This is a genomic window from Hypericibacter sp. (assembly GCF_050729195.1).
Classification (GTDB): Bacteria; Pseudomonadota; Alphaproteobacteria; order Dongiales; family Dongiaceae; genus Hypericibacter.
Genome location: NZ_JBOHKS010000026.1, coordinates 1 through 23,310, shown reverse-complemented (window position 1 = coordinate 23,310; position 23,310 = coordinate 1). Strand labels below are relative to the sequence as shown.

At 64.5% G+C, this 23,310-nt stretch carries 20 protein-coding genes; 13 read left to right on the top strand and 7 right to left on the bottom strand.

Annotated features, from left to right (window positions below; translation table 11 throughout):
- Positions 1-55 precede the first annotated feature (55 nt).
- The gene (locus ACREE8_RS01920; protein WP_431571285.1) at positions 56-778 is read left to right on the top strand and encodes a substrate-binding domain-containing protein; all 723 of its coding nucleotides are present in this window, start codon (positions 56-58) and stop codon (positions 776-778) included.
- A 20-nt stretch (positions 779-798) separates the two neighbouring features.
- Positions 799-1,920, top strand: a complete 1,122-nt coding sequence (locus ACREE8_RS01915; RefSeq protein WP_431571284.1) for a M20/M25/M40 family metallo-hydrolase — start codon at positions 799-801, stop codon at positions 1,918-1,920.
- Positions 1,921-2,015: 95 nt separating this feature from the next.
- On the opposite strand, the gene ACREE8_RS01910 is transcribed toward ACREE8_RS01915, so the two are convergent.
- A complete protein-coding gene (locus ACREE8_RS01910; RefSeq protein WP_431571283.1) occupies positions 2,016-2,447 on the bottom strand; it encodes a dimethylsulfonioproprionate lyase family protein in 432 nt (143 codons plus the stop codon).
- A 161-nt stretch (positions 2,448-2,608) separates the two neighbouring features.
- A complete protein-coding gene (locus ACREE8_RS01905) occupies positions 2,609-4,159 on the bottom strand; it encodes an ABC transporter substrate-binding protein (RefSeq protein WP_431571282.1) in 1,551 nt (516 codons plus the stop codon).
- Positions 4,160-4,236: 77 nt separating this feature from the next.
- Between ACREE8_RS01905 and ACREE8_RS01900 the strand changes: the two genes are divergently transcribed.
- Positions 4,237-5,139: a LysR substrate-binding domain-containing protein gene (locus tag ACREE8_RS01900; RefSeq protein ID WP_431571281.1), complete on the top strand. Its 903-nt coding sequence runs from the start codon at positions 4,237-4,239 to the stop codon at positions 5,137-5,139.
- Positions 5,140-5,211: 72 nt separating this feature from the next.
- Here ACREE8_RS01900 and ACREE8_RS01895 read toward each other — a convergent pair whose 3' ends face one another.
- The gene (locus ACREE8_RS01895) at positions 5,212-6,714 is read right to left on the bottom strand and encodes a flavin-containing monooxygenase (protein WP_431571280.1); all 1,503 of its coding nucleotides are present in this window, start codon (positions 6,712-6,714) and stop codon (positions 5,212-5,214) included.
- Between the two features lie 368 nt (positions 6,715-7,082).
- Between ACREE8_RS01895 and ACREE8_RS01890 the strand changes: the two genes are divergently transcribed.
- The gene (locus tag ACREE8_RS01890; protein ID WP_431571279.1) at positions 7,083-7,442 is read left to right on the top strand and encodes an HlyD family secretion protein; all 360 of its coding nucleotides are present in this window, start codon (positions 7,083-7,085) and stop codon (positions 7,440-7,442) included.
- A 159-nt stretch (positions 7,443-7,601) separates the two neighbouring features.
- Positions 7,602-8,180: a hypothetical protein gene (locus ACREE8_RS01885; RefSeq protein WP_431571278.1), complete on the top strand. Its 579-nt coding sequence runs from the start codon at positions 7,602-7,604 to the stop codon at positions 8,178-8,180.
- Positions 8,181-8,381: 201 nt separating this feature from the next.
- On the opposite strand, the gene ACREE8_RS01880 is transcribed toward ACREE8_RS01885, so the two are convergent.
- A complete protein-coding gene (locus ACREE8_RS01880; protein WP_431571286.1) occupies positions 8,382-9,434 on the bottom strand; it encodes a 2OG-Fe(II) oxygenase in 1,053 nt (350 codons plus the stop codon).
- A gap of 433 nt (positions 9,435-9,867) precedes the next feature.
- Between ACREE8_RS01880 and ACREE8_RS01875 the strand changes: the two genes are divergently transcribed.
- Entirely contained in the window at positions 9,868-10,713 is an 846-nt protein-coding gene (locus ACREE8_RS01875) for a YihY/virulence factor BrkB family protein (protein ID WP_431571277.1), read from the top strand.
- Between the two features lie 11 nt (positions 10,714-10,724).
- On the opposite strand, the gene ACREE8_RS01870 is transcribed toward ACREE8_RS01875, so the two are convergent.
- Positions 10,725-11,627 carry a DUF1028 domain-containing protein gene (locus ACREE8_RS01870; protein WP_431571276.1) on the bottom strand — a complete coding sequence of 301 codons (903 nt, stop codon included), beginning with the start codon at positions 11,625-11,627 and terminating at the stop codon, positions 10,725-10,727.
- A 193-nt stretch (positions 11,628-11,820) separates the two neighbouring features.
- Here ACREE8_RS01870 and ACREE8_RS01865 point away from each other — a divergent pair, with 193 nt between their 5' ends.
- The 6 genes from ACREE8_RS01865 (at position 11,821) to ACREE8_RS01840 (ending at position 20,248) form a co-directional block, all read left to right on the top strand.
- Positions 11,821-13,422, top strand: a complete 1,602-nt coding sequence (locus tag ACREE8_RS01865) for an ABC transporter substrate-binding protein (protein ID WP_431571275.1) — start codon at positions 11,821-11,823, stop codon at positions 13,420-13,422.
- 108 nt (positions 13,423-13,530) lie between these two features.
- On the top strand, positions 13,531-15,498 hold the full coding sequence (locus ACREE8_RS01860) for a prolyl oligopeptidase family serine peptidase (RefSeq protein WP_431571274.1): 1,968 nt from the start codon (positions 13,531-13,533) through the stop codon (positions 15,496-15,498).
- Entirely contained in the window at positions 15,495-16,463 is a 969-nt protein-coding gene (locus ACREE8_RS01855) for an ABC transporter permease (protein WP_431571273.1), read from the top strand. The genes ACREE8_RS01860 and ACREE8_RS01855 overlap by 4 nt, the downstream gene beginning before the upstream one ends.
- A gap of 2 nt (positions 16,464-16,465) precedes the next feature.
- Entirely contained in the window at positions 16,466-17,305 is an 840-nt protein-coding gene (locus ACREE8_RS01850; RefSeq protein ID WP_431571272.1) for an ABC transporter permease, read from the top strand.
- Complete coding sequence (locus ACREE8_RS01845; RefSeq protein WP_431571271.1) at positions 17,302-19,128, top strand: dipeptide ABC transporter ATP-binding protein; 1,827 nt, start codon at positions 17,302-17,304, stop codon at positions 19,126-19,128. The genes ACREE8_RS01850 and ACREE8_RS01845 overlap by 4 nt, the downstream gene beginning before the upstream one ends.
- A 418-nt stretch (positions 19,129-19,546) precedes the next feature.
- Positions 19,547-20,248: a VOC family protein gene (locus tag ACREE8_RS01840; protein WP_431571270.1), complete on the top strand. Its 702-nt coding sequence runs from the start codon at positions 19,547-19,549 to the stop codon at positions 20,246-20,248.
- A 109-nt stretch (positions 20,249-20,357) separates the two neighbouring features.
- On the opposite strand, the gene ACREE8_RS01835 is transcribed toward ACREE8_RS01840, so the two are convergent.
- A complete protein-coding gene (locus ACREE8_RS01835; RefSeq protein WP_431571269.1) occupies positions 20,358-21,773 on the bottom strand; it encodes a ribonuclease J in 1,416 nt (471 codons plus the stop codon).
- A 593-nt stretch (positions 21,774-22,366) separates the two neighbouring features.
- Here ACREE8_RS01835 and ACREE8_RS01830 point away from each other — a divergent pair.
- Positions 22,367-22,984, top strand: coding sequence for a hypothetical protein (locus tag ACREE8_RS01830; protein WP_431571268.1), 618 nt, complete (start codon positions 22,367-22,369; stop codon positions 22,982-22,984).
- 71 nt (positions 22,985-23,055) lie between these two features.
- Here ACREE8_RS01830 and ACREE8_RS01825 read toward each other — a convergent pair.
- Positions 23,056-23,310 (bottom strand): hypothetical protein (locus tag ACREE8_RS01825; RefSeq protein WP_431571267.1); only part of this gene is annotated, 255 nt, incomplete at its 5' end.

The window sequence follows — 23,310 nt, the reverse complement described above, 5'->3', positions numbered from 1 at the left end:
CAGTTTTTAATAGAAGTTTTTGATCTAGTTTAGGGAAGTGCTGAAGCAAATCTGGATGCGGGTTCTTCTGTTCAGTTTTCCCAAGGGTCAGGACGTGGATGCCGTTCTGCCGGAAGTGCTCCAGTATCACGTCGGCGGCGTCATCATCGCCTCGGCGACCATCTCATCGAAGATGGCGCGGATGTTGAGGTCCGAAGGGATGCCGACCCTGGTCTTCAACCGCGCGATCTATGAAGGTCAGGTCAACTCGGTCTGCTGCGCCAACGAGCCGGCCGCGCGCCTGGTGGCGCAACGCCTGTTGAAGGCAGGCCACCGCCGCTTCGGTCTCGTCGGCGGACAGGCCGATACATCGACCCATATCGAGCGGCGCAGCGCTTTTGCGGAGACGCTGCGCAAGGCCGGCGTCAAAAGCTTCGACGAGGAAGGCGGCCTCAACAGCTATGAAGGCGGCTTTGCGGCGGGAATGAGCCTGTTGAAAAGAAAGCGCCGTCCGGAAGCGATCTTCTGCATCAGCGATATCGCGGCCCTGGGCGTGCTCGAGGCCGCCCGCCATGGGTTGGGGCTGGATGTGCCCGGCGATGTCTCGATCGTCGGTTTCGACGATATCCCGGAAGCCTCCTGGCCGAGCTACAACCTGACCACCGTAAGACAGCCGGTCGAGAAGATGGTCGCGGAATCGATCTCGCTCCTTCTCGGCCAGATGCAAGGCAAGGAGCCTCAACGCAAGACGATACGCATTCCGGGCGAGTTGGTCATCCGGACCTCCGCCCGACTTTGAACCCGCAACGAGGCAGGGTCATGATCGCAGACAAGGACATCATCTCGGCGGTGAACGCGCAGGCCGGCACCGCGGTCGAGGTTTTGCGCTTCGTGCATGCTCATCCCGAGCTCGGTCATGAGGAGCGCGCGTCGTCGGCGCATATCGCGGGAACGCTCGCGAGCGGCGGTTTCCAGGTCGAGCGCGGCGTGGGCGGCATGGAGACGGCGTTTCGCGCCACCCTGACCGGCGCGCGGCCGGGCCGTTCGGTCGGCATCGTCGTGCTCTATGATGCGGTGCCCGCCGTGCGCGCGAACGGCAGCATCGAGGCTGTTCATTCCTGCGGGCACGGGCCGATCTCCGGCGGCACGACCGCCGCGGCCCTGGCGCTGGCCGGCCTCCGCGACCGCCTTGCGGGCAAGATCGTCCTGTTCGGCTGTCCCGCCGACGAGATCCATGCCCCCGGGAGCGTCGCGCGCGGCGGTGGCAAGGCCCTCTCCGCCGCGGCCGGGCTTTGGGATGGGATCGACGCGGCGCTCTATGCGCATCCGGAGTTCATCAACACGGTCTCGAAGGCCTCGCTGTGGATGCGCCGGGACCAGGCGACCGTTTCAGGCCTGCGCTCGCTGCGCAAAGGCGTCGTGACGGAACCGATGGCCGCCCTGCGCCGCCTGACCGCGGTCCTCGACCAGGTCGAGCCGGATCGCGTCATCGCCGAGGATGTGCATTTTCACGGCGACATCGAGGAAGGCGCCGGCCTGGTGCTGACGGCGAGCTTCCTGCTCTTCGCCGACGATGAAGCGGGGCTCGCCAAGGCCGCGAAGCCCCTGCGCGACGCCCTGACTGGGGCGCAATGGTCCGAGGGGCGAGTCGTGTGCGGCGTTCGACCCAACGACCGCGTGACGTCGGCGGTCGCGGAGGCCTTCAAGGCCGCGGGCCGCGACTTCGTGAAGGATCCGCCGCCCCTCCCCTTCGCCACCGATTTCGGCAATATCTCGCAGCGGGTCCCTGCGGCCCTGATCGGCATCGGCCGGCCGGGCGGATGGGCTTTTCATACCGACGAGGGCGCCCGGCAGTTCGCAAGCCCCGACGGCGAGGAGGAAGCCCTCGGGATCGCCCGCGTCCTGGCGCTCGCCGCGGCCCGCCTGAGCGAGCCGCAGTAGCCCCTTCAGTCCTCGCGCCAATCCGTAACATCCGGACCTCCGCCCGGCTTTGAATCCGCAACGAGGCGAGGCGACGATCGGGTATCCCGCCGCAACTAGGCGAGCCGATAGGTTTGGTAGTCGATGTTTCCCGTCCAGAGCCAAAGCGCCAGCATCGGCTGCTCGGCCGATCGGATCGAATGAAGCACATTCGGCGCATGATAGATGAGCGAACCGGGTGCTTTGTTCTCCGGAGGCCCGGAATCCTGCTGCCAGCTCCCCACCCCGCTCAACACCAGATAGAGCTCGTCCGCTTCGTGAGCGTGGGGAGGATAGAAGGCGGCGGGCGACTGCAGATATAGCCCCCATCGAAAGCTGCGGCAGACCGCGATTCCGTCGGGACCGGCGAGCTCCAACACGGCCGAATGCTGCTCGAATTCCGCGGGTAACGAGACCGAGCCCGATGTCCAGGGTCCGGTCAGGATCTCCTCCCAAGGCAGATCGAACCGCCTCGCGGCCTCCGCCACGGCGCCTGGCAGAAAAGCCATTCCCTTCGGACCGGCGCGCTGCCCGGCTATGAAGTCCGAGGGTGTTTCACTCATCGCCTTCGCAGCGGCAACCGCCCGGACGTCCCGGGTCCCTCGAAGAATCTCGCTGGCGTTGCGTGCCGCCCGGCTTGCCCAATGCTCTTGCATCGCCGGCCGGAAGGTCAGACAAACCACCACCGCTCGAAGAACTTCAGCCCATCCATATCCCAGTCCGATCCCATCTTCTCCGGGTGCGCAATCTTGTCGCTGGTCGCAAACACGTAGTTCGCGAACATCGGGATGACCGCGCCGCCGTCGTCCCGCACGAGTTTTTGCATCTCCGCATACATACCGCGCCGCTTGTCATCGTCGAGCTCGCCGCGCGCTTGAACCAGCAGCGCGTTGAACCGTTCATTGTTCCAGTGGGTGTCGTTCCAGGGAACTCCCGCGGCATAAGCGGTCGTGAAGGTCCAATCGGCCGTCGGGCGTCCGCCCCAATAGACCTCGACCCAGGGCTTCTTCAGCCAGATGTCGGACCAATAGCCATCATTCGGCTCACGAATGACCTTCAATGTTATGCCGGCCTTCTTCGCCGACTCGGAATAGACCTGCCCCGCATCGACACCGCCGGCAAAGGCCGCGTCCGCACAGCTCAGGCTCACTTTCAGCTCGGAGATGCCCGCCTTCTTCAGATGGTACTTCGCCTTGTCGGCGTCGTAGCTGCGCTGCTCCAGATCGGCTGCGAAGAACCGGTCCGACTTTCCGATCGGGTGGTCGTTGCCTTCATACCCGTAGCCATTCAGGATCTTGTCGATCATCTCTTTGCGATCGACAGCGTATTTGAGGGCCATCCTGACGTCATTGCTGTCGTAAGGGGCCTGATCGGTGAACATGTCGAACGAGTAGTGCTGCGTTCCCGATGTCTGTTCGACGCGGATGCGGGGATTCGAGCCGAGCTGTTTGACCGTTTTAAGGTCGCAGTTGCTCATCACGTCGATGTCGCCGCTGATCAGCGCACTGGTCCGCGCCGAAGCATCGAGAATGGTGAGAAGCTGGACGTCATCGAAGAAGCCGCGCTCGCTGTTCCAGTCATTCGGGTTTCGGCGCAGCTGGGCCTGGATACCGGGCACGAATTTGACCAGCTCGTAGCTGCCACAGCCTATGGCGAACGTGGAATCCACCTTCCCGTCCGTCGAGGGCAGAATTCCGAGGTGGAAATCGGAAAGAACGTAGGGAAAATCCGCGTTCCCGCTTTTCAGCACGAACGTCACGCCATCAGGGCCATCCGCCTTGATATCCTCGATCTGCTCGACAATTCCCTTCGCTCCCGACGTGCTGTCCGGGCTGCGATGCCGGTTCAGCGAGGCGAGAATATCCGCCGTCCCGAGGGTCTTCCCGTTGTGGAAAGTGACGCCCTGCCTGATCTTGAAATGCCACGTCCGCGCATCGGCGCTGGGTTCCCAGCTCTCGGCCAACCCGGGCGCGAGGTCGCCGCTCGCACTGGCTTCCGTGAGGCCGTTGAACAGCGCGTAGGCGAGTGTCTGGGTGAAGCCGTTGTCGCATTGCGCCGGGTCGAGGATGTCGGTGGTGGAACCGTGGGCCAGCCCCGCTCGTAGGCTGCCTCCCCGTTTTGGCGCCGCGCTCGCGCGATCGGATAGAGCCAGCGAGGACACCATTCCCGCCGCCGCGGAGAGCAGGACGAAGTTGCGCCGGGACATTGACGTGCGGGACATGGGTCACCTCTGAAATTGCCTGCATCAACAAGCCTGAGCCCCCGCGGAAGCGTCAAAGTATTGTTTCTCAAGGCCATATGAATTATTCTCATGGGGTGCGGGTCCCTCTAAACGCCCTTCGAACCTTCGAATGCGCAGCGCGAATGCTTAGCTTCAGCCGGGCGGCGAGCGAGCTCGGGGTTACGCAGTCCGCCGTCAGCCATCAGATTGCGTCCGTTGAGCGGATACTGGGCACGAGGCTGTTCCAACGAACGCCGCGCGGCATCGATCTCACGCCCGAAGGAGAGCTGCTGCAGCATCATGTCCGCGAGGGTCTCGAGAAGATCCTCGAAGGAATTGCGCTGGTCGGAGCGGGCCAACGTCTGCAGAGGAAGCTGCGCCTCCAGGTTTATGTGACGGTCGCGGTGCGATGGTTGATTCCGCGCCTGGCGAGCCTTCGTGTCTCGGTGCCGGACATGGCGATCGATCTGGACAGCACGATCATGAACTGGGATTTCGATCCCAGCCGCGCCGATGTCGGGCTGGTCTATGCCGTGGCACCTCATTCGGACGAGGTCAGATACGAACGGCTTGGCAAGGCCGGGACGGTGCTGGTCTGCAGTCCGGAAATCGCCGCGCTCGTCAAACCGGACAGGCTGGGCTCATTTCGCAAGATCGAGGTCGCAAAGCTGTCGGGCGACTGGAGGCAGTGGCAGGACAAAAATGGATTGTCGGCAGTCCATTTCGCCAGTTCGGAACAGTTCGACAGTTTTCTTCTTGCGATCGAAGCCGCGGTCGATGGTCAGGGCCTCCTAGTCGTACCGGAGTTCATCGTCAGAGAGGATTTGAAAGCCCGGCGGCTCGTGACGCCGGTTGGCTCACCAAGCGCCCAGGAAGGCGAATGGTATCTGGCGTACCGCCGGGCGCGCTCGAGCGATCGGCAAGTGCTCAAGCTTCAAGAGTGGCTTTTGAAGCAGTTTCGCGATGTGGACTGCAAGTAGTCGCCGCCGCAACGAGCGGCGGACATGGCCTTCCTTGAGAAAGCGGGGGACCAGGCGGGCCCTAACCTCGCCTCAAGAATAGATCAAGGCGCTGTGGCTCACCTCGATCGCGGGCAAGCGGTCCTTGTCGATCCAGTAGTCGTGGCTGTGCTGCCATTCCGGCTTGTCGCCGCATTTCGGCAGGAGATGCAGGCTGCGCAGGATGTAGTTGGCGTTGAAGTTCTCCGGCTCGACCCAGGGCCCAACGCGCATCGCCGCGTCCTCGGACCGAAGCTTCGGAACGACCTTCTCGTACCCCTCGTCCTTCATGTGATTGAGCAGGCGGCAGACGAAGTCCGAGATCAGATCGGCACGCAACGTCCAGCTCGACCGGATATAGCCGAACACCCAGGCCATGTTGGGCACGCCGGTGAACATCATGCCGTGAAAGCCAACCGTGTCCGCGAAGTCCAGCGGCTTGCCATCGACCACGAATTCGATATCGCCGAAGACGCAGAGAGTCAAACCCGTGGCCGCCACGACGATGTCGGCGGCGAGTTCCCGGCCGGATCTCAGGATAATGCCCGTCTCGGTGAAGCTGTCGATCTCGTCGGTGACCACCGAGGCCTTGCCGGCGCGGATGGCCTTGAGGAGGTCGCCCTCCGGAATGACAGCCAGCCGCTGCCGCCAGGGGCGGTAACGGGGCGTGAAATGGGTATCGACGTCGTAGTCCTCGCCGAGATGGGCGCGGATGACACCCAGCAGCTCCGCCTTGACGATCTCCGGTTCGTCGAAGGTCCGGCGCTCGAACGCGGCATCGTCGTGAAGGATCTTCTGTCGGACGATCTCGTGGATCCACGCCTCCTTGATCTCCAATCGCCGCAGCTCGTCGGCCAGCGGAATCGTGTTGGGGCTGGCATGAAAATAGGTCGGCGAGCGCTGCAGCATGGTGATGTGGCGGCAGTCCGGCGCCATGGCGGGGATGATCGTGGCCGCGGTCGCGCCGGAGCCGATGACGACGACTTCCTTTCCCCTGTAGTCGAGATCCTCGGGCCAGTTCTGCGGGTGAATGATCGGACCCCCGAAGCGCTCCATGCCGGGCCATGTCGGCATATAGCCTTCCGCGTGATTGTAGTAGCCCTGGCACATCCACAGGAACTTCGCGGTAAAGGCGACGGCCTCGCCCGTATCGCCGCGACGGCAGGTCACCGTCCACCGGTTGCTCTCGCTCGACCAGCTGGCCGTCGAGACGGCGTGCCGATAGCGGATATGCCCGCCGAGGTCATTCTCGGCGATGACCTCGCCCATATAGGCAAGGATCCTGTCCGCGGTCGCGATCGGCGGACCGATCCAGGGCTTGAAGCGATAGCCGAAGGTGTAGAGGTCGCTGTCGGAACGAATCCCGGGAAACCGGTGGGTGCGCCAGGTGCCGCCGAAACTTTCCTGGGCCTCGAGAATGACGAATCTCGTCGAGGGGCATTGCTGCGTCAGATGATAGGCGGCGCCGATCCCCGAGATGCCCGCGCCGATGATGAGGACATCGCAGGTCTCGACAGTGCGAGCGGGCGACTTCTCGATCTCAGTCCGGCCGTCCATGGGCGTCCCGCCTCCTCGGCGAAAATCACGACAGGTCAGCTTGTTTGCGCAGGAGAGCCGTCAGCTAAGGGAGCGCCGTAGCGCATTGTCGGGATTTACGAGCCGCGCGTCGCCCCCCGTTCCGGTCTGAGCATAAGTCCCGGTTCTCGCGCATGGCAAGGCACACCCTGGGTGCCATGATTCGGTGCTTCGTCCCTGTAGGACCGTCCGTCCGGGCCCGGAGGCTGTGCTCGGCCTCGGCGCCCCCGGAAGCCTGGGGACCGCAGGATCGGAAGCTGAGGGCCGCCTTGGTCCCGGCTGCCCAGTGAGAGCCCCATGGGATCCTCTTTTTCCAGGGGAGTTTCCATCAAGCGCATATGGAGTTCGTGGTGCTTCACCGCCTCGCATTCGACAAGAGCATCACCGTGGTCAACTCCGACTCCTTCTGGATCGATGGCTACTTCCTGGAGACCAATCTGGAGCAGATTCACGACGGCGATCCGGTGACCATCAAGCTGATGGGCTTCAGCCAGACCCTTCGGGGCCATGTCGACAGCGTCGCCCGGGGCATCGATGTGGCGAACGCACAGCCGGACTCATCGGGATTCGCCTCGGTGAACCCGATCTTCACCTGGGTTCGCATCACCCAGCGCGTCCCGGTGCGAATCCATATCGACCAGGTCCCGGAGGGCGTGCGGCTGGTGGCCGACATGACCGCCACTGTGCAGATCGATCCTGCCCCAAAGTAGCTCACGGCCGGCTGATGCCGACGCCGTCATTTCCGGTACATATTCGCGCCGGGCACGAAGCGGCGCCCTTCGTCACGGGCATAACCTCATGCAGCAGCGTGGCGGATCAGATGACGGTGGTAAGCTGCGAAGCGCCAGCCACCACCAGATGGGCAATCGATGAAAGGCTACATTTACATCACGGGAACCGGCGTCGATCCCATGCTCCGCGGCAACCTCGCCGATCCGACATTTGGGGAACCGCCGACGCTGGGGCCCTGCATGCCCAACATCCGCCGGGCCGTGGCGATCGGAGACTGGATCTTTATCGTCAGCGGCAAGGTGACCGGTGCCCGGCAATATGTCATTGGCGGCCTGCAGGTGGCCGAGAAGATCGATGCGTGGACCGCCTATGCTCGCTTCCCCGAAAACCGGCTGGTCGCCGCCAATGATGGCCGGGTGACGGGAAACATCATCGTGCAGGCCGACGGCAAGCATCATCCTCTCGACTGGCACTCGGATTTCCGTTTCGAGGAGCGTGCCAGGAACTTCGTCGTGGGGAGCGCGGCCGTGGTGCTGTCATCCCCGGACAACGTCGAGTTGGGGCGGCGCGAAACGCTCCCGCTGTTATCGAAGATCATGGGACGACCGGATGCCCGGCGTGTCATCGACGCCATGGGCCGCATGTCGAAGTTGAACGAAGACCAAGTCCTGGCACTATTGGGCTGGTTCGCCCGAATCAAGAAAGCAGCCGCATAGACGGCCACGCGGTAGCGAGTGCAGCTGAATTCATCTGCTACTGTGCCAGCGGACGGCACCGGAAAGCCGATGAGCAGGAATGTGGCGAGCGCCGAACGAGCGGATATCGAGATTTCCGACCCCTCTTATGTCGCACGGAATCCTCCGCCTTTCTCCATGCCGCGCCAATCGAACATCTGCCGAGAACGGCGGACCTTCTCCTCAATTGCCGTACATATGCACGCCCAGCACGAAACGGGCACCCTTCGTCACGGGCATCACCTCATGCAGCAGCGTGGCGGACCAGATGACGGCGGTGCCACGCTCGACCTCGTAATAATGGTCGCCATATTCGCGGAAGCGCAGCGCGCCGCCCTCGTAATCGCCGGCATTGAGATTGATGGTCATGGTGAAGCGGCGATGCGCGGTTTCCTTGGTGGCATTGTCACGATGCGCACGGAGCACGCCGCCCGATGCCGAATCGTAACGCGCGATGCGGTAATCCTCGCGCTGGCCGACACGGGTCTGGAAGGCCTTGCGGATCTCGCGGGCGACGCGGCGGTTGAAGCAATGGTCGAGGAATTTCTGGGCGCCCGGCTCGCGCACCACATACTCCGTGAGCTGGCCATAGGCGCCGGCATGATCGACCTTGAAGTCGCCGGTTTCCCGATCGTGCCCCTCGCTATGGAAACCGTCCGACCGCCATGCGTTCACCGGCCGGTGAAACAATTGGACCAGGCGGGCGCAGTCGGCCTCGCCCAGCACGCGCGGCAACAGCAGGATAGGGGCTTGCGTCTGTACCCGCAGCCCGCGCGGCGGAAAACCGGCGCGCAGACAGGCAAGCACAGAATCGGCCAGCGCCGCGGGTGAGGGCGCGCGCAGGATGCGGGCGATCCGATGATTGCGATCGAGGATGACCGCGAGCAGCGCCGCCTCCGCGCCATAGATTTCGTGGATGTTACCCGTGGGATCGCTCATCAGCTTGAAGGGCAGCTGCAGCGCGGCGTGGGTCGCCCGGTTCGCTTCGAGCGCCATCCGGCTGAAGGCGAAGAGCAGCGCGTCGAGCCCTGCGAAATCCGCCCCGCGATCGCGAAAGGCGATCAGCGTCTCCTGCAGGGAATCGCCGTCGGCGGGACAGAACAGCAGGACAAGCGGTCGCCCCGTCACGAGATCGGCATGGGTGAAAACCGGCGTCCCCGTCTCGTCGAGGGCACCCACGGGCGGCGCCGGATCGCCCGCTTCGAGCGGAACGGCGCCCGGCAGCGAGGCCGGCACTCGATTCAATGAACTGACGGCATCCTCCAAGAGACACCTGTTCAAAATCGATTTGTCTCGGCAATCGGTGATGGCAGGCAAGATCGGGCCCCGCCGGCGTCCGGCGATCCCGGCCGGCCGTCGCGGCAAAATTGCACTATGAATTATTTCTTACCGGCGGCCGCGCCGGACATCGCCCCTTATGCGGAGATTGCTACCAAAGCAGAGCCTCCGCAAGGGCGAGTCCTGGCCAGGACTGCATCCCTATGAAGGAGCCGATCTCCCGTTCTGCCATTGCCCGGAGGACCGGCCCCGCCGCCGGACGTGGCCCGCCCCGTCCCCTATCTCCTTGTCGCGGCGCAACGAAGGCCGCCCCCCGCGATCGGAACGGGTCGATTCTCCAGACCGTTTATCGCTATGCTCCCGGCAAGCAATCATCGAGGCATCTGGGCCTATGACCGTCCCGGCCAGGCAAATCTGGCGTATCCTCAAATCGGCCATGCTCGGCTGGCTCGACGACCGCTGCCCTTCGATGGGCGCCGCCATCGCCTATTACACGGCGCTTTCGCTGGTCCCCCTCCTGATCCTGGTCATCGCCATTGCCGCTCTCTTTTTCAGCCGTGAGGCCGCCCAGGGCGCCATCCTCTCGGAAGTGAGCGGCCTGATCGGCCGAACCGCCGCTACCGCACTGCAGGCCCTGATCGTGAGCGCCAGCGAGAAGGGGTCCGGCACCCTGACGGCGATCATCGGCGGGGGCGCCCTGATATTCGCGACCACCGGTGCGGTCGGAGAGATCCAATCCGCGCTCAATATCATCTGGAAGGCGCCGCCGCTGAAGGAAGGCCCGATCGCCACGCTCATCCGCCGGCGGCTGCTCAGCCTGGCGCTGATCGCCGTGATGGGCTTCCTGCTCGCGACGTCGCTGGCCATCAGTGCGGTCCTGGCCGCCTGGAACGACTACATCGCCAGCGCTTTCCCGATGTTCGATGCCATCTTGTGGGCCGTGAGCTTCGTCTTCTCGCTGATCGTGATGACGGTTCTGTTCGCCATGGTCTTCAGGATCCTGCCGGACGTCGACATTGCCTGGCGGGATGTGTGGATCGGCGCGATGACGACGGCTTTCCTGTTCACGATCGGCAAGTTCGCTATCGGCGTCTATATCGGCACCAGCAATTTCGCCGCGAGCTATGGCGTGGCCGGGGCCTTCGTCGTCATCCTGCTCTGGGTCAATTACACCGCGCAGATCCTGCTGTTCGGCGCCGAGATCACGCGCGCCCAGGCCGAGCAGCTCGACCGGTAGCCCCGCCTTCTCTACCGGACCGCACTCGGGAAGCTCGCGCGAAGAAAATCCAGAGCGGGCCGATCGATGGTACGGCCGGGGAAATCCACCCGCTCCTCGAGGTTCTCGGCGCTGATGAAGGCGTCCAACGCCTTCGCCGTCGCCTCGTCCCAATCGCCACGATCCGCACCGTCATAGATCCCCTGCCGCTGCATCATACGCTGCAGCTCGGCTAGCAACGGCCGGTCGATGGCCAGCTTTTCGCCGGCCGGGCTCGATCCGAAATGGAGCCGGTGCAGCTCGACCAGGCGCGCAAGCTCCTTCATCGGATCGGGATGGTCATCGACCCGGAGATCGACCAGCACGTCGTTCATGCCGCCATAACCGCCTTTGTCGCGCACGACATAGAGGGCGGCAGCCTGACGACCGCGGCGGTCGCCGCCGGCGTTGTCGCCAGCGATGAGCGCCTTCAACAGCCGGTCCGACAAGGCGCCGTCCGCGGCCTCAAAGTGGCTCGCCATGGCGGCGACAACCTCCGGATCGGCCAGGATGTTTCCCTGGCAGGCGAAGCCATGACCGACACGATGACCCGCCCAGGCATGGCAGCCGGCACCGGTATGGGCCGCGGCCCGGCCCTGCGCATCCACCATCCCCACCTGGCGCAGGTCGCGTCCCGCGTCCTCGGCGATCAGCTTTTCCAGCGCCTGCTCTGCGGAAAGCCCCGCGCGCATCATGCGGATGCCATCCGGCCCGAAAGCGGTATTGGAATAAGATTGCGTCGCGACCGCCCCCGCACCGGCGCTGGCCCAGGGCACGACCGCGCCGCAGGCCAGGAACTTCGATGCGACCGCGATGCCGAATTCGCCGCCGGCGAGGTCCGCCGCGACGATCGAGAAGGTGGCGACCACCCGGTCGCGCCCTGCCGTCCTATCCATCGAGTTTCCTCCCATGACGTCCCCGGCTTACGACCGGCGGGCGATTGTGACAGACCGGCTCGCCCAATCGGGGGATGACGATCTTGTCATTGGCTTGAATGAGTTGACTTCGCCTCAACCGGCAACAGAGAATAAGGTCGATGATATATAATATATGAAGAACACGGCACGGCTAAAACCCAGGGAGGCAGAGATGCAGGCGGGACTTACGCGACGACTGTTTCTGGCCGGCGGCTCGGCGTCGGTGGCTTTGCTGAGTGCGCTCACGGGCAAGATGGGCAGCGCGCTGGCAGCGGACATGATCGACGAGATCCATTGGGGCCTGCCCTCGGTCAAGGACACGATGTTCGTGCCGCGGGCCTGGAGCACCTATGTCGGCGCCATCATGTCGCTGGTGCAGGAGGGCTTGCTCGCTTTCGGCGACGATCTCGGCCTGGAACCGGCCTCGGCGGATTCCTGGAAGCAGACCGATCCCACCACCTATGTCTACAGCCTGCGCAAAGGCGTCACCTTCGGTGACGGCAGCCCGCTGACGACCGACGACGTGATCGCCTCCTACAAATTCCACATGGACCCGAATTCGGGTTCGCAGCTCGCGGCCTTCTTCAGCTCGGTGGACACGGTATCCGCCTCGGGGCCCAGTGAGATCACCGTGAAGCTGAAATCGCCGAACGTGCAGTTCCAGTATACCGCGGCTCATATGGCGGGCTTCCTCTTCAAGAAGAGCCAGCTCGAGGGCAAGATCGAGGATCTGGGCGGGCCGGACATGTTGGTTCTCGGAACGGGACCCTACAAGCTGGTTGAGTTCTCGCCGGCCGAACGCGCCGTGCTCGAGGCGCGGGACGATTATTGGGGCGCGAAGCCGGTCGCCAAGCGCATCGTCTTCACCTCGATCCCCGACCATCAGACCCGCCTCCTCGCCATGAAGAACGGCGATATCGACGGCACTTTCGACCTGGCGATCTCGGAGATCGACCAATGGAAGGCGCTGGGCAATGTCGATGTCATCACGGCACCGTCGCTGGGCATGTTCGCCATCACGCTCGATCATTCCAAGGCGCCCTTCGATGACGTCCATGTGCGCAAGGCAATCGCCTATTCGGTCGATCGCGAGGGCCTGGTCAAGGCGCTGCTGAAGGGCAATGGCGAGGCCGCGACTGCGCTCAATCCGCCGGAGATCTGGTCCGGCGTCCTTCCGGTCGACGCGGTCAAGGCGTTCTACGCGACCCTGCCGGGTTATCAGTTCGACCTGGCGAAGGCGAAGGCGGAGCTCGCGCAGTCGGCGCATGCGAGCGGCTTCGAGATCACCGTGCCGGGGTCGACCGCCGATCCCTACATGATCAACATCCTGCAGAGCGTCGCCGAGAATCTGAAGCAGATCGGCATCACCATGAAAGTGCAGGAAGTCGACGACAACACCTGGCTGTCGGGTTATTTCCGCCATGAGGATCTCGGGATGCAGATCATGGCCTATTACCCGGACTTCGCCGATCCGGCGAACTATCCCTATCTGTTCTTCGATAGCGCCAATGCCGCGAAGGACGGCATGAACGGGTCCAACTTCAAGAATACGGATGTCGACAAGGCGCTTGACGCCGCGAACAGCGAAGGCGATGCCAAGCTGCGAGCCGAAGCGCTGAAGCAGGTGTTCAAGATCGCCAACGAGGATGTGGCATTGGTGCCGGTGTTCTGGCCGGCCTCCGCCATGGCGATCAACAAGAAGTACAAGCTCACCGGCTATACCGCCTTCTGGTACAACATCCCTTGGGCGATCCGGGGTTTCGGCTTGAAGTAAGAAGAACCACGGCACCGGCGGGACCGTGGCGCATCCGCGGTCCCGTTCCCGTCCCTCGGCATGGCGAGCCTCGCCTTGCCGCCGTTACAGAATCGGATCGCAATCGCCATGGAACCGGCCGCAACCGTTCGATTTGCGCAGGTGCTGGAGCGTCTCGACCGGGTGAAGCTCCCTTCGGGTCTCTCTTTCCACCGCAGCGGCCGCACGCTGGCGGCAACCGTCAGCCCGGCGACACGCGAAGCGGGGAAAAGTTATCAGAGCCGGATCTGGCGCTTCACGCTGGATGGCGGCGCGAAACAACTGACGCATGGGCCCGGCAACGACGACCAGCCTGCCTGGTCGCCGCTCGACGACCGGCTCGCCTTCACTTCGGATCGCGCCGTCAAGGGCAAGGCCGATCTCTTTCTACTCGAGCGGGGCGAAGCCCGCCCGCTGGGCCGGATCCCCGGCACGATCGAGGCACTGCGCTGGAGCGCGGACGCGAAATTCCTGATCGCCATGGCGGCCGATCGCGGTCTCGACCATGCCGCGACCAGCGGCGCGGTCCGGATCTGGTGGGACGGCATGGAAGACCCCGCGGTGACCAACGCCGCGAAGGCGCGGCGCCGGCTGTTCCGGGTGCGCGTCGCCGACGGCGACACGGTCGAGATCGGCCCGAGGGACCAGGCGGTCTGGGAGTTCGATCTGCTGGGCGCCGACAGCGCCATTGCCTTGATCTCCGAGGATCCCAGCGAACGAGGCTGGTATCATGCCAAGCTCGCCCGCATCGACTTCGACCCGCGCTCGGTGAAAGTCCTGTATTCCTCGCGCTGGCAGCTGCAGGGCCCGGCGGTGTCGCCCGACGGCAAGCATGTCGCATTTCTGGAAGGCTGGTCGAGCGACCGCGGCCTGGTGGCGGGCGAGATGCGGCTGCTCGTGCTCGCCACCGGCCAGATCGTCACACTCGCTGCCGATGGAGAGACCAACATCAGCAGCCTGCAATGGCGGGACGATGAGAGCCTGTGGTTCGCCGGTTGGTCGCGGCTGGGCTCGAATCATGGCGTCGTCCGGCGCGACGGCAGCATCGAATGGATCGAACGCGAAGATGCCGTCGTCGGACCCACCAGCTTCCTGGCCTCCGTCACGCCCACGCCCGACAATAAGGGCCTTGCCGGTATTCGCGAGGCTGTCGGCGCGCCACCGGAGATCGTCTTCAAGACAGCAGCGTGGAAGTCGGGCTCCAATGTCGGGTGGAAGCCGCTGACCACGATCAATGCGGCGATCATGCGGGACTATCCGGGTTATCCCGAGGTGCGCGAGGCGCGCTGGAAGGGCAAGGATGGCCTCGATCTGGAAGCGCTGGTCCTGTTGCCGCCGGACCGTCCCTCCGGGCCTTTGCCGACGATCGTCGATATCCATGGCGGACCGACCTGGTCGGCCAAATACGCCTTCAATCCCGGTTACGCGCTGCCGCTGGCAGCGGCCGGCTATGTTGTCTTCCTGCCGAACTATCGCGGCAATACCGGATGGGGCCAACCCTACTCGAAACTCAATATCGGCGATCCCGGCGGCGCGGAGTTCGACGACATCCTCGCCGGCATCGACTGGTGCGTCGCCCAGGGCTTCACCGACCCGATGAAACTCGGCATCACTGGCGGCAGCTATGGCGGCTACATGACCGCCTGGGCCGTCGCCACGACCGACCACTTCAAGGCGGCAGTGATGGTCTCCGGCATCGCCAATCAATGGAGTTGCCATTATTCCTGCAATCATGATTTCGGCGAATACATCGTCGGCGGGCCCTTGACGGAAGAGCGATTCCGCAAGCTGGCGATCGAGCGCTCGCCGCTGTTCCGCCTCGACAAGCCGACCACGCCGACGCTGATCCTCCATGGCGTCGAGGATCGCTGCACGCCACTGGGCCAGGGCCAGGAGTTCCACAGCGCGCTGCGCGAGCATGGCGTCGAGACCGAGCTGGTCGCCTATCCGCGCGAAGGACATGGCAATCGCGAGCGCGCGCATCGGCTCGATGCCTGGCGCCGGAGCGTCGCCTGGTTCGGCCGGTTCCTGAGGCCCGACCGGAAGCAGGGCCGATGAAAGGCTCCGGGATCGCCCGGCTGATCCTGGAACGGTTGGCCGTCGCCATTCCCCTCCTGCTCATCATCTCGCTGGGCGTCTTCGCGCTGGTCCATATCGCGCCGGGCGATCCGGTGCGAGCCCTGCTCGGCACCCGCGCCTCCGATCCGGCCACGCTGGCGGCGTTGCGCGAGAAATATCACCTGAACGATCCCTTCTTCGTGCAGTACGGCAAATGGCTCTGGCAGGTGCTGCAGGGCGATCTCGGCCGCTCGATCAACGGCAACCGGCTGGTGCTGAGCGCGATCAAGGAGCGGGCCGGCGTCACGGCGTTCCTGAGCCTGATCGGCACCGCCATCGTCCTCGTCTTCGGCGTGACGCTCGGGATGATCGCGGCCCTGCGCCGCGGCACCCGCCTCGACCGAGCGATGGTCATGTTCGGCGTATTCGGCATCTCCTCGCCCGCCTTCGTCACCGGCATCTTCCTGCTTTATTTCTTCGGCGTGGTGCTGGGCTGGTTCCCGACCTTCGGCGCCGGGCGCGAGGGCTTCGGCGACCGGCTCTGGCATCTGACCCTGCCGGCCCTGGCGCTCGCCCTTTCGGTGATGGCGATCGTCGTCAAGATCACCCGCGCCTCCATGATCGAGGAGCTCGACCGCGACTATGTCACCTTCGCCCGAGCGCGGGGGTTGAGCGCCTCGCGCATCGTCTTCGGCTATGTGCTGCGAAACGCCCTCATTCCCGTCGTAACCGCCGCCGGGCTGGTCGTGGTCGGGCTGCTGGCGAGCGCCATCTATGTCGAAGTGACCTTTGCCCTGCCAGGTTTGGGCTCGCTGACGGTCGAGGCCGTGCAGAAACGCGACATCCCGCTGATCCAAGGCACGACCCTGGTCTTTTCCTGCTTCGTCGTGCTCATCAATCTCGCGATCGACATCGTCTATACGCTGATCGACCCGCGCATCCGCTTCGGCAAGGTCGAGTCATGACCATGCCGGCGGACTTGCTCCGGACGCGCACCGGTTTGCGCCGACACGGCCTGACCGTGCCGCTGCTGCTCTGTTTCGCATTGGTCGCGATCGTCATCCTCTGCGCGATCTTCGGTTCCAGCATCGCGCCGGATTCGCCCTTCACCCAGCGTTTGGAGGTCGGCGACAAGCCGCCTTCGGCCGAGTTCCTCGCCGGTACCGATCTCCTCGGGCGCGACGTGCTCTCGCGCGTCATCCATGGGGCAAGGACCGCCCTGGTGGGGCCGATCCTGGTCGCGGCCGGCGCTTTCGCCATCGCCACGCTCCTCGGCCTGCTCTCCGGCTATCTCGGCGGCCTGGTCGATATCGCGATCATGCGCTGGGTCGATTTCATGCTGGCCCTGCCCGGGCCGCTGGTGGCGATCGTGGTGGTCGGCGTCGTCGGCGGCGGTTATTGGACCGCGGTGCTGGTGCTGATCATCCTTTTCACCGCGCCCGACACAAGGATCGTGCGCAGTGCCGTGCTGGAACAGCGGCCCCTGCCCTATATCGACGCAGCCCGCGCGCTGGGCGTCTCCAAGCGGCGGATCCTCTTCGTGCATATCCTGCCGAACATCCTGCCGCTGATCCTCGCTTACGTAGTGCTGGATTTCGCCTTCGCGCTCGTCAATCTGGCAGGCCTCTCCTTCCTCGGTCTCGGCGTACAGCCGGGCACGCCCGATTGGGGACGCATGCTGTTCGAGAATCGCAACATCCTCTTCAGCAACCCGGTGGGCCTCCTCCTGCCGGCGGGAATGATCATATTGACAGCCGTCAGCATGAACCTGATCGGCGATTGGCTGTTCGAGCGATTGACGAAATGAGCGCCGAACCCCTGACGCCGCCGGCCCCCGCGCCGCTGCTCGCCATCCGCAATCTCTCGATCGCCGCCAGCGGGCGCGCCATCACGATCGGTACCGATCTCCATGTCGGCCGCGGCGAGACCGTGGCCATCGTCGGCGAGTCCGGTTCGGGCAAGTCGCTGACAGCAAAGGCGATCGTGCGGCTGCTGCCGGCCGGGGTGTCGGCCACGGGCGGCATCGTCTATGACGGGGTCGATCTTGGCTCATTGCCGGAGCGAGCGATGCGAGGCTTGCGGGGCCGGCGCATCTCGATGCTGCTGCAGGATCCCTTCACGATGATGAACCCCCTGATGAAATGCGGGGCCCATATCGAAGAGATGCTGCGGTTCGATCCGGCCTTTCGCGGCCGGGCCGCACTGAAGAAGGAAGTGGCCCGGCGCCTGGCGGAAGTCGGCATCGCCGACCCCGATGTCGCCGAGCGCATGCCATTCCAGCTTTCCGGCGGCATGTGTCAGCGGGTCGCGATCGCGGCGGCCTTGGCCCGCGATCCCGAGCTCCTGATCGCCGACGAGCCCTCGACCGCGCTCGACGTCACAACCCAGGCCGAGATCATCAAGCTGCTGAAACGCGTGCAACAGGCGCGTGGCATGAGCCTGATCCTGATCACCCATGATCTGCGGCTGGCTTTCTCGGCCTGCGACCGGATTCATGTGCTCTATGCCGGGGCGTTGCTGGAAGTGGGCGATGCCGCGGCGGTGCAGCGCGATCCCTTTCACCCCTATACGCTGGGTTTGCTGCTCTCCGAGCCGCCGGCCGACCGGCGTGTGCCGAAGCTGATCGCGATCCGCGGTCAGGTGCCGCGAGCGGATACGGTCGCCGATCGCTGTGCCTTTGCCGAACGCTGCGATTGGGCACAGGACAAATGCCGTGTGGCAAAACCCGCACTCGTCGAACGGACGCCCGGCCGCTCGACCGCCTGCATCCGCCGCCCGGAGATCGCCGCGGAAATGCAGACTTTGCGCGGTACCATCGTCGCGGCCAGCGCCGCGGCCGCCCCACCGATTTCCGCCACGCCGCCGATCGTCCAGGTCCGAGGCGCCGTGAAGACCTTCCTCGGGCGGCGCGGCCGGCCGGTCCAGGCGTTGAAAGGTGTCTCGATCGAGGTGCAACCCGGAGAGAGCGTCGGCCTGGTCGGAGAATCGGGCTCCGGCAAGACCACGCTCGGCCGCATCCTGGTGGGGCTCGAGACTGCGAGCGACGGACAGATCGAGATCGCCGGCATCCAGGCCTCGCGCTTCGCCGCCATGACGCCCGCCGACCGGGCCACCGTCCGCCGCACGATCCAGATGGTGTTCCAGGATCCCTATTCGACGCTCAATCCGCGCCACTCGGTCCGGCGCAGCCTGGCCGAAGCGATCCGCACGACGGGACCGGACGCGCTGGCAGGCGCCGAGGCCCGTATTGTCGAACTCCTCAGGGAGGTCGGCCTGCCGGCAGCTTACTCAGAGCGCCGGCCGGATTCGCTCTCCGGCGGTGAGCGCCAGCGGGTGGCGATCGCCCGCGCCTTGTCGGTGGGGCCGAAGATCCTCGTCTGCGACGAGCCGGTCTCGGCGCTCGACGTCTCGGTCCAGGCGCAGATCCTGAATCTCTTCAAGCGCCTGCAGGAGGAATTGGGGCTTTCTTATCTCTTCATCACCCACGACCTCGCCGTGGTGCGCCAGATTGCCGATCGGATTTACGTGCTCTATCTGGGTGAGATTGTCGAAGAGGGTGCGACGGAAGAGATCATGAGCCGGCCGAAACATCCTTATACGCGCCGGCTGATCGATTCGATTCCCCACTGAGACGAGCGGCAATCCGACCCGAAGGACCGATTCCAAAGCAGCCGACCCGCAAGAGAGCGCTAACGCACGATGCTCCCCCACAACGGTGGCGCATGTTACGGCCGTAGCGAATCTCCCCCGCGCTGCAATAGCCCCGTAGCAAGGGCCCCGCAAATTCCATGTGGGACCGCGACGCCCGGGTCACTCCCAATGGTACCCGGCAGCGCTTGCCATCCACCGTTGAGATGGCTGTGCCCCCAAGGTCATCTCAAGTCGCGATCCACGATCGCGATCAAAGGCCGCCCGCAAGGGCGGCCTTTGCGATTCAGGGGATGCGACGAGAACTACAGCCGTAGCCCGTTCACGGCTTTCTCGAAACGCTACCGTCGTCCCGCCTTCCTAGCCTGCGATCGTCGATCAACGAACGAGGAGCGTCATCATGCGTGCGTTAGAGACCATCGTGACAGGCACCGACAAGACCGGTTCGAAACATCGGACCCAGCTGCAGATCGCGCGCGGTGCGCGCCGGGCCAGCAACCGGATCCGCCGGCTGCATCACCATGCCGTGCGGACCAACGACATGGAGGCCACCCGGCATTTCTATGAGGATATCGTCGGCATGCCGCTGGTATCGGCACTGAAGGAAAAAACCCATACCGCCGGACGAGAGACGCCCTTCCTGCATTGCTTCTTCGAGATGGGCGACGGCGGCTGCCTGGCCTTCTTCCAGTTCCTCCCCGACGCCATGGAACCCGCGTCCAACCTGCCGCCGGACGGGATCGACCATCACATCGCGATGGCGGTGCCCGACTTCGACGACATCGTGACCTTGAAGACGCGGTTCGACATGCTGGAACTCGCGAATTGCGGCATCGATCACGGATTCTGCTATTCGCTCTATGTGCGCGATCCGAACGGCATGCTGGTCGAGTTCGTCAGCGATGCGGAGAACGAGCTCGAAATCAACGAGGCGGCCGCTGCGGCCGCACATGACGAGCTCGCGAAATGGAACAGCAAGAACTATGCGGTCAACAATCTCGAACGGGGCAGCCAGCGCTATCCGCTGCCGACCTCGCCGGTCGAGATCATCCTCAAGGTGGTCCGCGGCGACCGCGTGAAGCAGGCCCTCGGACGTCCGTGATCGTCCCCAGCCGGGGCTTTCTGCCAGACCCGGTGCTCCAGGGCCTGCCAGGGTGTCCATCGGGATGACCGGTGGACACCCTTCGTCTTGAGACGAAGAGCCCCGAGGCCTAGGCGGCTCTTCGCGAGCCCAGGCGAGCGGCCCGGCCCTGTCGCCGAACGACGATCACCGGCGCCTTGGCGACCGGTGCCGCGGGTGCCGTGGCCATCATCCCGACGCGCCCCTCGAAAGGCACCAGCTTCTCGCCCGAGGATTCCAGCGCCGCCAGATGGCGGATGCGGATCTTCGTCACCTGTTCGACGCCCTTGCGCGTCACGCGCAGCACATCACCTTCCACGGTCAGCGTCGCCGTCCGGGCGCCGCATTCCAGCGCCAGCGCCCCATGCGCCTTGAGGTGAGCATCCTCGCCATGGACCGGAACGGCGAATTGCGGGCGGATCAGCTCATACATGGTCTTGAGCTCGCCGCGCGAGGCGTGGCCGGTGACGTGGAGCGGCTTGTCGCCATCCAGCCCCATCAGCACCTCGACGTGACGCGCCCTGAACAACCTCATGACCTCTTCGATCGCCGCCTCGTTGCCGGGGATGGCGCGGGCCGAATGGATGACGGTGTCGCCGGGGCCGATATCGGGCAGGCGCCAGTTCTCGCCGCGCGCCAGCTTGGCCAGGGCGGCTCGTTCCTCGCCTTGCGTGCCGGTGCAGACCAGCACGATCTCATGCGGATCGAGGCCCTTGAGATGACGGCTGTCCGAAAGGATCGAATGGCGGTCGTCGAGCAGGCCGACCTCGAGGCCGGCCGCTTCCGCCTTCTCCAGCGAACGTCCGGCGATCGCCACCTTGCGGCCCGTCATCCGGGCGGCCCGGCAGATCGCCGTCAGCCTTGCCAGGTTGGTGGCGAAACAGGAGATCGCGATCTTGCCGCGGCGGGTCCGGAAGACCTCCGCGAGATTCTTCGCCACCTCGGCTTCCGAGCTGATGCCGGCCTCGCGCTCCGCATTGGTGCTGTCGCAGAGCATGGCCAGCACGCCCTTGTCACCGACGCGTTTCAGCCGAGCGAAATCCGTGGGGTTGCCCAACAGCGGATCCGGATCGAACTTCCAGTCGCCGGTGTGGAAGATCCGCCCGGCCTTGGTCTCGATCGCCATGCCGACGCATTCCGGCACCGAGTGGGTGATGGGAACCGTCTCGATCGAGAAGGGTCCGACCTTGAAACTGGCACCCGGCTTGAAGATCCGGAACTTGGCTTTGCCTTGGGCGCCCTTTTCGGCCAAGCGGCTTTTCAGCAGCGTGGCGGCGAAGGGGGTGGCGAAGATCGGGCAACCGATCCTCGGCCAGAGATGGTGGATCGCGCCGATATGATCTTCGTGAGCGTGGGTGACCAGGAGGCCATCCAGGCGCGGCAGGACATCGCGCAAGGAGCGCGGGTCCGGCATGAAGCAGCCATTCTCGTTGGCGTTCTTGACGAAGGCCGATCCGGCATCGACCAGGATCCAGCGGCCGGCATGCCCATAGAGGGTCCAGTTCATGCCGATGCGGCCGACCCCGCCGACGGGACAGACGAGAATGCCGTCGTCCGAGGGGACCGGAAACTTCTGCGGCAGTGGGGATTTCTTGAAAGGAGTCGGGGTCGAACCCCGGATTTTCGTGACGTCGGTTCCTGAAGGCCGCCGATCGTCAGAAGCGCCAATTTTGCGGGCGCTCGTCTTTTTACGTTGCATCTGTCGGGTCATATAGCGGCAAAGTGCCGAAATTTCAAGGCTTCGCTCGTCTTCCCGGCCCAGTATCGTGAAAATCCACCCCCAAAAGCCCCCGAAGCGCCCGTTTTCCCTCGAAAAAGGGAACAGCGCGACGCATGGTCGCGTTTTTGCGCAAAGAACACGCGCCGCGCGATCATTTTTCGCGCACACTCGGTTTTGACGACAACGGGCCCGGATTTCCAAGAAGGCAGACTCGCCCCCATGAACCCGCAGGATGCGACAGGCGATCCGAGTCCAGACCCTGCAGCCCGAATGTCGCCCTGAATGATTGCGGGCGTCTCGCCACCCATCGCCTCGCCTCCCTCGAAATCACAGAAAGAAGCCCGGCGTTCGGCTCCAGCCGGACGGCGGATCATTCAGCGATGAAGTTTTTCCGACGTACGCTCGTCGCAGCGTCCTTATGTGCCGCCACCCTGCTCATCCTGCTTTCTCCGGCATCGGCGCTGGCCGATGACAGCTGGTGGGAGTCCGGCTGGTCCGTTATCGGCTTCGGCGGGGTGCTGACCACGAACAAATCGAGCGACATCTGGCTCCATGGCGAGCTGGGGCTTAGCGACGACCGTTTGTTCGGTGTTGGCGTTTCCAAGCGCCTCGTCGGCATCACCGACGATCTCGACCTGGAGTTCGAGCAGCAGGCGGTGAAGCATTTCGAGGGCCAGGACAATTGGGAGTTCAACAGCATCTTCATGCTGCGCTGGAAGACCTTCCCCTGGGATTCCTTCATCGACACCTCCTTCGCCGCCGGCGACGGGCTGTCGATCGCGAGCGAGACGCCGAAGCTCGAATCCGATCGCTACGGCAAGAACGAATCCAGCGCGCTGCTGAATTTCGTGCTGGTGGAATTCGCCTTTGCGCTCCCGGACTATCCGGGCCCGGAGCTGGTGATGCGCATGCAGCACCGCTCCGGCGCGTTCGGGCTGATCAACAACACCAGCGACGCCTCGACCGCCTTCACCTGGGGGATCCGCTACCGGTTCTGAGAGGCGAAACCGGCCCGCGCTGGAGAACCATTCGCGACCGCTCGGGTATGCGCCTCTCCGCGAGACGCCCGTCAGCCCGCCTTGAAATCCTCCCAGGCGGCGGTCCAGTCGCGATAGCTGGCGATGCCGCCATCCTCCTCCAGCGGCACCCCGTCATAGAGCGGCGCGCGCACGAACAGCCGGTCCAGCGCGTCATAGCGCCAGGGCGCGGTGACGGCGGCATCGAGCTTGAGGACGGCCTCCTGATTGACGATGCCGAGGCCGGTCGAGAGGGCGATCGCCTGCTGCGCCTCACTGCCGATGGCATGGTCCAGCAGGCGATAGGC

Excerpts from the sequence above, each read along its gene's own strand:
- ACREE8_RS01865 (WP_431571275.1), top strand. The coding sequence starts at position 11,821 with ATGCAGGCGGGACTTACGCGACGACTGTTTCTGGCCGGCGGCTCGGCG.
- ACREE8_RS01850 (WP_431571272.1), top strand. The coding sequence starts at position 16,466 with ATGCCGGCGGACTTGCTCCGGACGCGCACCGGTTTGCGCCGACACGGC.
- ACREE8_RS01895 (WP_431571280.1), bottom strand. The coding sequence starts at position 6,714 with ATGGACGGCCGGACTGAGATCGAGAAGTCGCCCGCTCGCACTGTCGAG.
- ACREE8_RS01860 (WP_431571274.1), top strand. The coding sequence starts at position 13,531 with ATGGAACCGGCCGCAACCGTTCGATTTGCGCAGGTGCTGGAGCGTCTC.
- ACREE8_RS01875 (WP_431571277.1), top strand. The coding sequence starts at position 9,868 with ATGACCGTCCCGGCCAGGCAAATCTGGCGTATCCTCAAATCGGCCATG.
- ACREE8_RS01845 (WP_431571271.1), top strand. The coding sequence starts at position 17,302 with ATGAGCGCCGAACCCCTGACGCCGCCGGCCCCCGCGCCGCTGCTCGCC.
- ACREE8_RS01885 (WP_431571278.1), top strand. The coding sequence starts at position 7,602 with ATGAAAGGCTACATTTACATCACGGGAACCGGCGTCGATCCCATGCTC.
- ACREE8_RS01915 (WP_431571284.1), top strand. The coding sequence starts at position 799 with ATGATCGCAGACAAGGACATCATCTCGGCGGTGAACGCGCAGGCCGGC.
- ACREE8_RS01840 (WP_431571270.1), top strand. The coding sequence starts at position 19,547 with ATGCGTGCGTTAGAGACCATCGTGACAGGCACCGACAAGACCGGTTCG.
- ACREE8_RS01835 (WP_431571269.1), bottom strand. The coding sequence starts at position 21,773 with ATGAACTGGACCCTCTATGGGCATGCCGGCCGCTGGATCCTGGTCGAT.
- ACREE8_RS01905 (WP_431571282.1), bottom strand. The coding sequence starts at position 4,159 with ATGTCCCGCACGTCAATGTCCCGGCGCAACTTCGTCCTGCTCTCCGCG.
- ACREE8_RS01920 (WP_431571285.1), top strand. The coding sequence starts at position 56 with ATGCGGGTTCTTCTGTTCAGTTTTCCCAAGGGTCAGGACGTGGATGCC.
- ACREE8_RS01855 (WP_431571273.1), top strand. The coding sequence starts at position 15,495 with ATGAAAGGCTCCGGGATCGCCCGGCTGATCCTGGAACGGTTGGCCGTC.
- ACREE8_RS01870 (WP_431571276.1), bottom strand. The coding sequence starts at position 11,627 with ATGGATAGGACGGCAGGGCGCGACCGGGTGGTCGCCACCTTCTCGATC.
- ACREE8_RS01910 (WP_431571283.1), bottom strand. The coding sequence starts at position 2,447 with ATGGCTTTTCTGCCAGGCGCCGTGGCGGAGGCCGCGAGGCGGTTCGAT.
- ACREE8_RS01830 (WP_431571268.1), top strand. The coding sequence starts at position 22,367 with ATGAAGTTTTTCCGACGTACGCTCGTCGCAGCGTCCTTATGTGCCGCC.
- ACREE8_RS01900 (WP_431571281.1), top strand. The coding sequence starts at position 4,237 with ATGAATTATTCTCATGGGGTGCGGGTCCCTCTAAACGCCCTTCGAACC.